Here is a 13,030-nt window from a genome sequence, read left to right on the forward strand (position 1 = left end):
GCAGCGAGCGAAGCTAAATGGACGGCGCGCCCCCAAGCCGAGGACCGCAGCGGAGTCGGCCCCCCCGGGGCCGACCGCCGGACTCGGCCCGCTGTGCCCGCAGCCCGAGCCGCTCGGGCGCTCCGCTCTCGGAACGTCCAGCGGCTCGACATCGAATGACCGCAACGGGCCGACACCCGCCCCCGCCCGGCTTCGCAGGTCCGGCGCGAAGCTGGATCGGCAGCGCGCGGCGAGCCCGGCATGACGACGGGCCGCGGCGCCTTCATCGACCGCGTGCGCTGGCGCCTGCTGGCGGCCTTCTTCGTGCTGCTGTTCGCCGCCATCGCGCTCGCCGGCGTCGGCTGGTGGGGCATGCGCAGCACGCAGCGCGCGCTGGCCGGCGTCGAGCACGACCTGCTGCCGAACATCTCGCATGCGCTGGAGCTCGCGCAGCGCACGACGCAGCTGGCACTGGTGGCGCCGAAGCTGAGTGAGTCGGCGACCGAGGCCGAGCTCGAGGCGCACCGCGCCAGCGCGCAGGACCTGCTGCAGCAGATCCGCCGGCGCTCGGTCGACCTGCAGCCCGCGCGCGAGCTGCAGCAGGTGATCGGCCCGCTGCACGAGCAGGTCGGCCGGCAGCTGGAGACACTGATCACGCTGACGCGCGACAAGCAGCGGCTGCAGCAGGCGCTGGCGCTGCAGCGGCGCCAGCTGGAACGGCTGGGCGAACGCCTGCACGGCGCGGCGCGGCCCGCCGGGCAGCGCAGCGACGACCACGCGGCGATCACCGCGCTGTGGTCCACCCTGGTCTTGGGCCTGGCGGCCGAGGATGCCGCGTCCATCGGACGTTTGCAGGCCGATGTCGAGGCGCTGCTGCTGGCCGCGCGGCGGCGCGGCGCCTGGCAGCGATTGCCGGCGGCCGACACCACGCTGCTGAGCGCGCTGGCCGCAGGCGCCGACGGGCTGCTCGCGCAGCGTCAGCGGTTGCTCGACCTCGAGTCGCGCAGCGGCTACCTCGTGGTGCTGGCGCGCGCGAATGCCGACGAGCTGGGCGACGAGGTCTCGCGTTACGTCGCCCGCCTGCGCGGCGCCGCCGCCGAGCGCAGCGATGCGCTGGCGCGTGCGGTGCGCTCCGGCGAGACCGGCGTGCTGGCGCTGGCGCTGGTGGCCATCGTCATCGCGGTGCTGGCCACGCGCTACGTGCGGCGCCTGGTCGGCGAGGTCGAGACCATCACCGCGCTGATGTCGCGCCTGGCGCAGGGCGACACCGGCCAGCCGACGCCGGCCACGCGCCGCCGCGACGAGCTGGGCGAGTTGGCGCGCAGCTTCGAGGTCTTCCGCGACCAGGCGCTGGCGCAGCAGCGGCTCGTCGGCGAGCTGCACACGCAGCGCGAGCAGCTCGAAGCGGTGCTCGAAAGCCTGACCGACGGCCTCGCGGTGTTCGACCGCCAGCGCCGCCTGCTGCTGTGGAACCGCCGCTTTGCCGAGCTGCTGGCGCCGCTGGGCGCGCAGCCACAGGCCGGCATCGCCGCCGACGCGCTGCTGGCCGGCCTGCCGGCGGGCGCGCGCTGGCAGGCGTCGCCGGGCATCGAGACCACGCTGGACGCGGTGTGGGGCGGCGCCGGCCACGCCGAGCTGCTGCTGCCCGACGGCGGCGCCTACGACCTGCGCAGTCGCACGATGCCCGCCGGCGGCAGCGTCACGCTGGTCACCGACCTGACCGCGCGGCGCGCGATCGAGCGCGAGCTGCAGCAGTCGCAGAAGCTGGAAGTGCTGGGCCAGCTGACCGGCGGTGTCGCGCACGACTTCAACAACTACCTCGGCACCATGCTCGGCAACCTGGCGCTGCTGGAGGCCGAGCTCGCCGGCGCGCCGCGCCCGCAGCAGCTGTGGCAGCGCATCCAGCGCGCCGCGGCCAGCGCCGCGGGCCTGACGCGGCGGCTGCTGGCCTTCGCACGGCGCCAGCCGCTGCAGGCCGAGCGCGTCGAGATCGACGGCATGCTCGAGGAGATGCACGACCTCGTCGAGTACTCGGCGGGAGAGGCGGTCGACGTGCAGCTGGCGCTCGGCGCGCCGGGCGTCTGCGTGCACGTCGACCGCGGGCAGCTGGAGAACGCGGTGCTGAACCTCGTGCTCAATGGCGCCGCGGCCATGCCGCAGGGCGGGCGCTTGCGGCTCGTCACGTCGCGGCCCGACGAGGGCTGCATCGAGCTGGCGGTCGCCGACGAGGGGGTGGGCTTGCCCGAGGCGCTGCGCGAGAAGGTCTTCGAACCCTTCTTCACGACCAAGGGCGAAGGCAAGGGCAGCGGGCTGGGGTTGTCGATCGTCTACGGCTTCGTCAAGCAGAGCGGTGGCGACATCACGCTGGACAGCCGCGTCGGCGCCGGCACGACGGTGCGGCTGCGCTTCCCGGTGGCGGCGACGGTCGAGCGCGCGCTGCCGGGCCCGCGGCGCCCTGCGCAGCCGGTCGACGCCCCCGGGCTCGCGGGCCTGCGGCTGCTGGTCGTCGAGGACGACGAGGCCTACCGCGCGACCCTGCTCGACCTGCTGGCCGAAGCCGGCGCCGTCACCGACAGCCGCAGCTCGGCCGAAGACGCGCTGGCCTGGCTGGACGCGCAGGGCGAGGGCGCTTTGCCGCAGCTGGTGCTGTCGGACATCTGCCTCGGCCGCGGCCAGGACGGGCTGCAGCTGGCGCGTACGCTGCGCCGGCGCTGGCCCGCATTGCCGGTGATCCTGATGTCCGGCATGGCGCCCGAGATGCTCGGCCAGCCCACCACCTGGCTGCAGGATTTCGGCTTCCTGCAGAAGCCGTTCGCGCTGCAGGCGCTGGCCGATGTTTCAAGGATTGGCCCGCGCCACGAACATTCGTAATGCGGGGTTCATCTGCCGCCGGTCTGATGCCCTCACTGCACCACGCCCCCCGAGACCGCCGCGCATGAACCCCCGCACCGACCGCATCCGCCCGCTGAAGCAGGTCGCGCTGGTGATGGCCGTCGTGGGGGTGGCGCTGGTGGCGCCCGCGACACTCGCCGCGTCGATCAAGATCTCCTGCGGCTCGGTCGGCCAGGAGCTGGAGCTGTGCAAGCAGGCCGCCGAGCAGTGGGCGCGCAAGACCGGGCACACGGTGCAGGTGGTCGCGACGCCGAACGACGCCAGCGAACGGCTGGCGCTGTTCCAGCAGGTGCTGGGCGCGGGCTCCGACAAGATCGACGTGTTCCAGGTCGACGTCGTATGGCCCGGCATGCTCGCCGCGCACCTGCTCGACCTGCGGCCCCATGCGCAGGGCATCGAGCGCGAGCACTTTCCGAGCTTCATCGCCAACAACACCGTCGGCGCGCGCGACGGCCAACCCGGCCGCCTGGTCGCGATGCCGTGGTTCGCCAATGCCGGCCTGCTGTTCTACCGCCGCGACCTGCTCGACAAGCACGGCGCGAAGGTGCCGACGACCTGGGACGAGCTCGGCGCCACGGCGCGCCGCGTGATGCAGGCCGAACGCGCCGCCGGCAACGAGCGGCTGTGGGGTTATGTCTGGCAGGGCCGCGCCTACGAGGGCCTGAGCTGCAATGCGCTCGAATGGATCGTCAGCCACGGCGGTGGCACGGTGGTCGATGCCGACGGCCGCATCAGCGTGCGCAGCGCGCAGGCCGCCGCGGCGCTGAAGACGGCCGCCGGCTGGGTCGGCACGATCTCGCCGACCGCCGTGCTGAACTACGCCGAGGAAGAAGCGCGCGGTGTCTTCCAGGCCGGCAACGCCGTCTTCATGCGCAACTGGCCGTATGCCTGGGCGCCGGCCCAGGGGCCGGAGAGCGCGATCCGCGGCAAGGTGGGCGTGGCGGTGCTGCCCAGGGGCGCGGGGCCGGGCGGCCGGCCGGCGGCGACGCTGGGCGGTGAATCCCTGGCGGTGTCGAAGTACTCGCGCCACCCCGCGCTGGCCGCCGAGCTGGTGCTCTACATGACCAGTGCTGCCGTGCAAAAGGAGCGGGCGCTGAGCGGCGCCTACAACCCGACGCTGCCGGCGCTGTACCGCGATGCCGACATCGCGCGCGTGAACCCGTTCATGGCCGAGCTCGCCGACACCTTCACCAACGCCGTCGCGCGGCCCACCGCGATCAGCGGCGCGCGCTACAACCAGGTCAGCAACCAGTTCTGGAACGCCGCGCACGAGGTGTTGTCCGGCCGGACGGCGCCGGACGACGCGCTCGCGCGGCTCGAAGCCACGCTGCAGCGCCTGTCGCGCGGCGGCAAATGGAACTGAAGGCCATGCCCCGCCACGACGGGGACGGGCGGCCGGCGGTCGCCGCGCCAGTGTCGGCGATCGCGCCGGCGTCGGCAGCTTCCGCGCCGGCGCGCGGCAGCCTGCAGGCCCAGCGCCGCCGCCAGGCCTGGTGCATGCTGGCGCCGATGCTGGTGCTGCTGGCCGCGGTGGCGGCCTGGCCGCTGGCGCGCACCATCGCCGCGAGCTTCACCGATGCGCAGCTGGGCGCCGTTGAGCCGCCCGCCTTCGTCGGGCTGGAGCACTACCTCGGCGAGTACGGCGTGCTGGCCGACCGCGACTGGTGGGGCGCGGTCGCCAATACGCTGCGCTTCGCGATCCTGTCGGTCGCGCTGGAGACGCTGCTCGGCCTGGGCGTCGCGCTGCTGATCAACCGCCCGTCGCCGGTGCGCACGCTGCTGCGCGCCGCGATGCTGATCCCGTGGGCGGTGCCCACGGTGGTGTCGGCCAAGATGTGGAGTTGGATGCTGCACGACCAGTTCGGCATCGTGAACCACTACCTGCTGGCGCTGGGCCTCGTCGCCGCGCCGGTCGCGTGGACCGCCGACCCGGCGCTGGCGATGTGGACCATCGTGGCGGTCGACGTGTGGAAGACGACGCCGTTCATGGCGCTCTTGATCCTCGCCGCGCTGCAGAGCGTGCCGACCGACTGCTACGAGGCGGCGCAGGTCGACGGCGTGCCGGCCTTCACCGTGTTCCGCCGCATCACGCTGCCATTGATCCTGCCCGGCGTGGCCGTCGCGGTGGTGTTCCGCCTGCTCGATGCGCTGCGGATCTTCGACCTGATCTACGTGATGACCTCCAACAGCCGCGACACCCGCAGCATGTCGGTCTACGTGCGCGAGCAACTGATCGACTTCCAGCTGACCGGCTACGGCTCGGCGGCCGCGACGGTGCTGTTCTTCATCGTCGCGCTGGTGACGATCGTCACCATCGGCGTGCTGAAGCGGCGCGACGGGGTGGACGCATGAAGCGCCTGCGCCAGTCCGGCTATGCAGTGGGCGCCGCGGCGCTGATCGCCACCTCGCTGTGGCCGCTGCTCTATGCGATCGGCAGCTCGCTCAAGTCGCGCGACGCGCTGTTCGATCCGCGGCTGTGGCCCGAGCATCCCACGCTGGTGCACTACGCCGGCCTGTTCCGCGACCAGCCGTTCGGCCAGAACCTGCTCAACTCGCTGCTGGTCTCCGGCGGCGTCGTCGCGCTGTCGCTGGTGCTGGCGCTGATGGCCGCCTGGGCGCTGGGCCGGGTGAACTTCCGCGGCCGCGGCGTGCTGCTGACGATGATCCTGTCGACGTCGATGTTCCCGCAGGTCGCGGTGCTGGCCGGCATGTTCGAGCTGGTGCGCACGCTGGGCCTCTATGACCGCCTCGGCGCACTGGTGCTCGCGGACCTGCTGCTGACCTTGCCCTTCACCACCTGGGTGCTGGTGACCTTCATGCGTCAGCTGCCGAAGGAGCTCGAAGAGGCCGCGGCGATGGACGGCATCGGCGTGCTGACGCTGGTCTTCCGCATCTTCCTGCCGCTGCTGTGGCCCGCGGTCGCGGCGACCGGGCTGCTGGCCTTCATCGCCGCGTGGAACGAGTTCCTGTTCGCGCTCAGCTTCACGCTGTCGACCGAGCAGCGCACGGTGCCGGTGGCCATCGCGCTGATCAGCGCACCGTCGAAGTACGAGCTGCCGTGGGGCGCGCTGATGGCGGCGTCGGTGATCGTCACGCTGCCGCTGGTGGCGCTGGTGCTGCTGTTCCAGCGCTTGATCGTCTCCGGTCTGACGCAGGGGGCCGTGAAGTGAACCGGCTCCCTTTGCTCGACAACCGTCTTCGGCCCGTTTCGGTCGTTTGCGCCGGGACCTTGCGTGCCGGCACCGAGCGGGCCAAGGCCACTGGGTGCCCGGCTCCGCTCATGTCCCCCGGGCCGTGCGCCGCTGATACGCCTCAGGCTCAATCTCGGCCGGCCCTCCTCCTTGACTTCGCTACGCCGGGCACCCAGCGCCCTTGGCTGAGGCGACACCGTGGCAGGCGACGGCCTGCCAGGGCGGTGCGGATCAGGACGGTGGGGCGCTCTGTGGAGCGAAGTCAAGGAGGAGGGCCGGCCGGACCGCAGCCTGGACTCCTGAGCGGAGCCCGGCCCGGGGGACATGAGCGGAACAGAGCGCCCCACCGTCCTGATCTTGCGCGGTGCACGCATGGGGGCACGTGGCGACTATCCGCAACGGACCGACAGAGCGGCCGCTATCAAGTGAAGCTACCGAAATGAACCGCGTCGAGCTGCGCCAGGTGCGCAAGGACTTCAATAACACCTCGGTGCTCGCGGGCATCGACCTCGGACTCGCGCCCGGCGAGTTCTGCGTCTTCATCGGGCCATCGGGCTGCGGCAAGTCGACCTTGCTGCGGCTGATCGCCGGGCTGGAGGACTTGTCGGGCGGCGAGATCCGCATCGATGACCGCGTGGTCAGCCACCTGCCGCCGGCCGAGCGCGACCTCGCGATGGTGTTCCAGAGTTATGCGCTGTATCCGCACATGAGCGTGCACGAGAACATGGCTTTCGGGCTGCGGCACCGCAAGCTGGGGAACGACGAGATCGAGCGCCGCGTGCGCGATGCCAGCCGCATCCTGAAGCTCGACGGGCTGCTGCAGCGCAGGCCGCGCGAGCTGTCGGGTGGGCAGCGGCAGCGCGTGGCGATCGGGCGGGCGATCGTGCGGCAGCCGAAGCTCTTCCTCTTCGACGAGCCGCTGTCGAACCTCGACGCGGCGCTGCGCGTCGCGACCCGGCTCGAGATTGCCAGGCTGCACCGCGAGCTCGGCTCGGCGAGCACCGTCTACGTCACCCACGACCAGGTCGAGGCGATGACCCTGGCCGACCGCATCGTGCTGCTGCGCCCGGCGGCCGAGCGCGGCGATCAGCCCAGCATCGCGCAGGTCGGCTCGCCGCTGGAGCTGTACCACCGCCCGGCGAACCGCTTCGTCGCCGGTTTCATCGGCTCGCCGGCGATGAACTTCCTGCCGTCCGAAGTACGCGTCATCGAAGATGGTGCGCTGCACGCCTGCAGCGTCGGCGGCATCGGCTGGACCGCGCGCGTGCGCGGTGAGGGCATCGCGCCGGGCGCGGCCGTGACGCTGGGCATCCGGCCCGAGCACCTGCGGCTGGGCGAAGGCCCGGGGCGGGCGCGCGTCGTGCACGTCGAGCGCCTGGGTGAACATGCCTACGTCTACCTGCGGCCCGACGGCGGCGACGAGGCCGCGCCGCCGCTGCTGGCGAAGACGCCGCGCGAGGACGTGGCCGTCGGCGATGCGCTGGCCTATGCGCTGCCGCCGGAGGCGCTGCACTGCTTCGCCGCCGACGGGCGTGCGCTGCCGCGGCTGGCGGCCTGAGACCATGGGCCCCATCGATACCTGGACACTGCGGCGCGACAGCTTCGATCCCGCCACGCAGGCGCTGGACGCGACCCTCTTCGCGCTCGGCAACGGCTTCATCGGGCTGCGTGGTGTCGGCGACGAAGGGGCGCTCGGCGGCGCGCACGATGGCTGCTACCTCAACGGCTTCCACGACACCGCCGACATCCACCATCCGGAGCACGCGTTCGGCCTCGCGCGCCGCAACGAGTTCATGCTCAGCGTGCCGAATGCGAAGCGGCTCGCGCTATGGATCGATGGGGAGCGCATCGACCTTCGCCAGGGCGCGCTGCTCGGCTACGCGCAGGCGCTGGACTTTCGACGCGGGGTGCTCGAACGGCGCCTCGAGTGGCAGTCGCCGGGCGGCCGGCGCGTCTGCATCGAGAGCCGGCGCCTCGTCTGCCAGCAGCGGCGCACCCTGTGGGCCGCGCGCACCGAGATCGAGGTGCTGAATGGCGACGCGGTGCTCACGCTGCAGCTCGGCATCGATGCGCGTGTCGGCAACCTCGCGGCGGGCGACGATCCGCGCGTCGGCAGCCACCTGAAGGAAGCGCCGCTGCTGCTGCAGTCGGCCGAACAGGATGCACACGGGTTGCATCTGCGGCAGCGCACGCGGCACAGCGGCCTCGCACTGCTGAGCAGCCTGGCCTGGACGCTGGATGGTGACGAGGGCGCGGCGCTGCCCGCGCTCGATCCGGCGGACGGCCTTGCGCGCCGCTTCGAGCGCAGGCTTGCCGCGGGGCAGGCGCTGCGCCTGGACCGCTTCGGCAGCTACCACACGAGCCAGGATGTCGCCGATGACGCGCTGCTGGCCACCGCGACCACCACGCTCGCGCAGGCGCGCCGCGATGGCTTCGATGCCTTGTGCGACGAGCAGGCCGCGGTCCTCGAGCGCTATTGGAGCCAGGCCGACCTGCGGCTCGACGGCGATGACCGCCTGCAGCAGGCCCTGCGCTTCAATGCCTGGCACCTGCTGCAGTCCGCCGGCCGCGACGGCCGCAGCAACATCGCCGCCAAGGGCCTGACCGGCGAGGGCTACGAAGGCCACACCTTCTGGGACACCGAGGTGTACGTGCTGCCCTTCTTCGCCGCGACGCAGCCTGCCACTGCACGGGCCCTGCTCGAGTACCGCCACCGCCTGCTGCCCGCGGCGCGCGAACGCGCCCGCGAGCTGGGCCACGCGCGCGGCGCGCGCTACCCCTGGCGCACGATCGCCGGCGGCGAGTGCTCGGCCTACTTCCTCGCCGGCACGGCGCAGGTGCACCTGAACGCCGACATCGCGCATGCGGTGCAGCTGTACTGGGATTCGAGCGGCGACGATGACTTCATGCTGCGCCACGGCGCCGAACTGGTGATCGAGACCGCGCGCATCTGGACCGAGCTCGGCCACCACGACGCGCGCCGCGGCGGCGCCTTCGTGATCCCCGGCGTCACCGGCCCCGACGAGTACACCGCGCTGGTCGACAACAACTGGTACACCAACCGCATGGCGCAGCGCCACCTGCGCTTCGCGCTGCGCGTGCGGGACTGGCTGGCCGCCGAGCACCCGTCGCGGCTGGCCGAGCTGACGCAGCAGCTGGTGCTCGATCCCGGCGAGCCGGCCGCGTGGCAGCGAGCCGCCGAATCGATGTGGCTGCCGCTCGACGCCACGCTGGGCGTGCACCCGCAGGACGACGGCTTCCTGCACAAGCCGCGCTGGACCCGTGCCGACACGCAGCACCCGCTGCTGCTGCACTACCACCCGCTGGAGATCTACCGCCACCAGGTCTGCAAGCAGGCCGACGTGGTGCTGGCGCTGCTGCTGGCCGGCGATGACATCGATGCCGGGACCAAGGCGCGCGACTTCGACCACTACGCCGCGGTGACGACGCACGACTCGTCGCTGTCGTACTGCATCTTCGGCGTCATCGCCGCCGAGATCGGCCGCCACGACCAGGCGCTCGACTACTTCGAGCGCACCGCGCTGCTCGACCTGCACGACACCCACGGCAATACCGCGCACGGCGTGCACACCGCGGCGATGGCCGGCAGCTGGCTCGGCCTGGTGCAGGGCTTCGCGGGCCTGCGCTGGCCGGGGGGCCGCGCATCGTTCCGGCCGCAGCTGCCGGCGCGCTGGCAAGGTTATGCGTTCCGGCTGTGGCTGCGCGGCGCGCAGATCGAGGTCGCCGTCACGCCGGGCGACGTCACCTACCGCCTGCTGCACGGCGAGGCCGCGCGCTTCCTGCACCACGGCACGCCGCAGCGCCTGGACGCCGGGACGCCGCTGCTGCACCTGCCGCTCCACCCCTGACCGCGATGAACGCCGCCCTGCCGTCCACCATGCTGCAAGCCCCCAAGCCGCCCGTGCCGCCGCGCGCGGTGATCTTCGACCTCGACGGCGTCATCACCGACACCGCGCAGTACCACTTCCACGCCTGGCAGCGCCTGGCGGTGTCGCTGGGCCTGCCCTTCGACGAGGCCTTCAACGAGACGCTGAAGGGCATCGACCGCATGGGCTCGCTCGAACGCATCCTCGCGCGGGGCACCCGGGTCTACACGCCGCAGCAGAAGCTCGCGCTGGCGCGGCAGAAGAACGAGCACTACATCGCGCTGATCTCGACGATGGACGCGAGCCAGCTGCTGCCCGGCGCGCTGGACGCGCTGTGTGCCGTGCGCGGCGCGGGCCTGCGCATCGGGCTCGCGTCGGCCAGTCGCAATGCCGCGCTGGTGCTGACCCGGCTGGGCATCACGCGCTGCTTCGACCATGTGGTCGAGGTCGAGGACATCGAGCGGCCCAAGCCCGATCCGGAGATCTTCCTGACCGCCGCGCAGCGCCTGGGCGTGCGGCCGGTGCAGTGCATCGGGGTCGAGGACGCGGCCGCCGGCGTCGCGGCGATCAAGGCCGCCGGCATGTGGGCGGTGGGCATCGGCGATGCCGCGGTGCTGGCCCAGGCCGACGAGGTGATCCCGGGACTTCACCGCTTCGACATCGCCCGATACCTGTGATATCACCCGCATTCATCGTTCGACACGAGGAGCGCGCATGAAACGGGTCACCGGCATCGGCGGCATCTTCTTCAAGGCCCAGGACCCCCAGAAGCTGCGCGAGTGGTACCGCCGCCATCTCGGCTTCGAGCTCGAGTCCTGGGGCGGCGCGGTCTTCAAGTGGAACGAGCCGCCCACGCCCGACGGCGCGACGGTGTGGAGCCTGATGCCCGACAGCAACGACTACTTCGCACCGAGCAGCGCGCGCTTCATGGTCAATTACCGCGTCGACGACCTCGATGCGCTGCTGCAGGTGCTGCGCGACGAAGGCTGCGAGGTCGACGAGCGCACCGAAACCTCGGCCGAGCTCGGCAAGTTCGGCTGGGTGATGGACCCCGAGGGGAATCGCGTCGAGCTCTGGGAGCCGCCGAAGCCCGCGGCATGACGGGTGCGTGCGATGGCGTACAGAGCGCGGGTCCCGCCAGGCGCATACTCGCCCAGTAGCGGCCCTGGTGAGGCGCCGTCTTCGTCCATCACAGAAACAGCGCAGGCGCACCCATGACCGAGGTCCAGACTTTCCAGTTCGAACAGTACGAGCTGACGTGCAGCGCGAAAGCCAGCGACAACGGGCGCTTCGAACCTTTGCTGGTCATCACCAAACGCGTCTGGCCCACCCGGGCGCGGACGATCGCGGTGCGCCGGGGCAGCCACCCGTCGTTCGAAGGCGCCATCGCCGCGGCGCGCGCCCAGGGCCTCGAGTGGGTCGCGAACTACGGTTGAGCGTCAGGCACCGTGCGCGACGCGCGTGCCGCGCGCCGTGGGTCCGCTGATCAGCACGGCACCACCCTCAACGCCGCACCGAGCACCTGCAGCACGGCGTTGATCAGCAGGGTGGTGATGCGCGCCCGATTGAACGCGACGTCGACCAGCAGCGCGATCACCGCAAGCAGGTAGCCCACGTACGCGAATCCCACGTACTGGCCGAAGACGATCGTGTGCAGCCAATTCTGGTTGACGAGGTAGACGGTCGCGGTCAGCAGGGTCGCCGCCAGCAGCAGCCCGGCGGGCAGCAGCAGTTGAACCGCGCCGGCGCGGCGTGTGGCGAGCAGCGCGATCAGCGCGAACGCCAGCGCATTCGTGCCGCTGAAGATGCGCAGTTCCCGCAGCAGCTTCGCGCGCACCTGCGCGTAGGCGGTCTCGACGAAGTCGGCCAGCCGCTCGCGGATCTGCTGCAGCGACTTCAGGCGTTCGTCCTGGCCGCGGCGCGCGGCGTCGACCAGGCGCTTGCGGCATTCGCAATCGGCCTTCAGCAGGTCGGCGACGGCCGATGCCACGCGCGCCGGCACGTCGGCTTCGATGCGTCGGCGCTCGGCCTCGATCTCGGCATCGGTGCGGCCCAGCGCCTTCTGCGCCAGCACGACCAGCTTCGCGTTCGACAGCACCTGCACCTTCTCGCCGACGCGGCGTTCTACCTCGATGCGCACCAGCTCGCGCGCCGCCTGCTCGATCCACAGCGGCTGAACGACGCTGATCAGCAGGATCAGGCCGAACACCGCCGCGCCGCCTGCGCCGATGCACTGCAATGCGCGTCGCAGCATCGCGGCTACCTCGCGGCCGGGTCGATGCGCTGCGTGCGGGTCACCGCGCCGCTGCGGTCATGGTGCAGCCGGGTGTCGAGCCGGCCGTCGCCATCGCCGTCGAGCTCGGTGGACTCGACACGCCCGAGGCGCAAGTGCTCGCGGCGCAGCACGCGGCCGCTGCGTGCATCGATGAAGTCCTGCGACTTCAGCACGCCGTGTTCGTAGAAGGTCAGCAGGTCCGGCAGGCCGTCGCCGTCGGTGTCGGTCTCGCCGGAGATCACGTTGCCGCGCTCGTAGCGCAGGCGCGTCTCGAACGTGCCGTCGAAGTCGTCGTCGGCCTCGGCCGACGCGATCTGGCCGCGGCGGTCATAACGCTGGATCAGATCGGCCTTGCGGTCGACGTTGCGGTCGATGCGGGCCTCGACCAGCGTGCCGGCCGGCGAATACGTCCAGCGTTCGTCGAGCACGCCGTCGCGGTCGTGGTCGATGCCGTCGACCGTCGCCGGCGCGCGGAAGAAGGCCCACGAGCCGCCGATGCCGACGGCCAGCGCCAGCGCCGCGGCGGTCCAGGCGCGGCCGCTGCGGCCCCCCGGGCGATGCGCGGGCGCGGCGCTCGGCTCGTCGACCTGCGTCGCCTCCCAGCGTTCGATCGCCGCCCGGGCGGCGGCGACCTGCTCGTCCTCGGCGACCAGCCGCACCAGGCGTCCGGCCGGTAGCTCGCCGATCGCGCCGCCGAGGAACTCGCCGTCCAGCCGCGTGAAGATGCCCTGCTGGCGCAGCAGGTCCTGCAGCATGTGCGCCTCGATGGCGTTGGCGGCTTCGTAGACGGTCTTCATGCGCCGAGT

Annotated in this window: 11 protein-coding genes; 9 read left to right on the forward strand and 2 right to left on the reverse strand. The window is 72.0% G+C overall.

Features of this window, described 5'->3' with window-relative positions:
* Positions 1–240 precede the first annotated feature (240 nt).
* From P1K89_RS23220 to P1K89_RS23260, 9 genes are all read left to right on the forward strand, one after another.
* Complete coding sequence (locus tag P1K89_RS23220) at positions 241–2,850, forward strand: hybrid sensor histidine kinase/response regulator (protein WP_284618911.1); 2,610 nt, start codon at positions 241–243, stop codon at positions 2,848–2,850.
* A gap of 64 nt (positions 2,851–2,914) precedes the next feature.
* Complete coding sequence (locus tag P1K89_RS23225; protein ID WP_284618912.1) at positions 2,915–4,234, forward strand: ABC transporter substrate-binding protein; 1,320 nt, start codon at positions 2,915–2,917, stop codon at positions 4,232–4,234.
* A gap of 5 nt (positions 4,235–4,239) precedes the next feature.
* Positions 4,240–5,223 carry a carbohydrate ABC transporter permease gene (locus P1K89_RS23230; RefSeq protein WP_284618913.1) on the forward strand — a complete coding sequence of 328 codons (984 nt, stop codon included), beginning with the start codon at positions 4,240–4,242 and terminating at the stop codon, positions 5,221–5,223.
* Complete coding sequence (locus tag P1K89_RS23235; RefSeq protein WP_284618914.1) at positions 5,220–6,041, forward strand: carbohydrate ABC transporter permease; 822 nt, start codon at positions 5,220–5,222, stop codon at positions 6,039–6,041. The genes P1K89_RS23230 and P1K89_RS23235 overlap by 4 nt, the downstream gene beginning before the upstream one ends.
* Before the next feature lie 460 nt (positions 6,042–6,501).
* Complete coding sequence (locus P1K89_RS23240; protein WP_284618915.1) at positions 6,502–7,620, forward strand: ABC transporter ATP-binding protein; 1,119 nt, start codon at positions 6,502–6,504, stop codon at positions 7,618–7,620.
* A gap of 4 nt (positions 7,621–7,624) precedes the next feature.
* Positions 7,625–9,931, forward strand: a complete 2,307-nt coding sequence (locus P1K89_RS23245) for a glycoside hydrolase family 65 protein (protein ID WP_284618916.1) — start codon at positions 7,625–7,627, stop codon at positions 9,929–9,931.
* 5 nt (positions 9,932–9,936) lie between these two features.
* Entirely contained in the window at positions 9,937–10,626 is a 690-nt protein-coding gene (gene pgmB / locus P1K89_RS23250; RefSeq protein ID WP_284618917.1) for a beta-phosphoglucomutase, read from the forward strand.
* A gap of 37 nt (positions 10,627–10,663) precedes the next feature.
* Positions 10,664–11,050 carry a VOC family protein gene (locus P1K89_RS23255; RefSeq protein ID WP_284618918.1) on the forward strand — a complete coding sequence of 129 codons (387 nt, stop codon included), beginning with the start codon at positions 10,664–10,666 and terminating at the stop codon, positions 11,048–11,050.
* Between the two features lie 113 nt (positions 11,051–11,163).
* Positions 11,164–11,385 carry a hypothetical protein gene (locus tag P1K89_RS23260; RefSeq protein WP_284618919.1) on the forward strand — a complete coding sequence of 74 codons (222 nt, stop codon included), beginning with the start codon at positions 11,164–11,166 and terminating at the stop codon, positions 11,383–11,385.
* 50 nt (positions 11,386–11,435) lie between these two features.
* Here the strand turns inward: P1K89_RS23260 and P1K89_RS23265 are convergent, their stop codons facing one another.
* Positions 11,436–12,203, reverse strand: coding sequence for a hypothetical protein (locus P1K89_RS23265; protein ID WP_284618921.1), 768 nt, complete (start codon positions 12,201–12,203; stop codon positions 11,436–11,438).
* A gap of 5 nt (positions 12,204–12,208) precedes the next feature.
* Positions 12,209–13,021, reverse strand: a complete 813-nt coding sequence (locus tag P1K89_RS23270; RefSeq protein WP_284618922.1) for a putative signal transducing protein — start codon at positions 13,019–13,021, stop codon at positions 12,209–12,211.
* Between the last annotated feature and the right edge of the window lie 9 nt (positions 13,022–13,030).

The organism is Aquabacterium humicola (genome assembly GCF_030167915.1).
Lineage (GTDB): Bacteria > Pseudomonadota > Gammaproteobacteria > Burkholderiales > Burkholderiaceae_C > Pseudaquabacterium > Pseudaquabacterium humicola.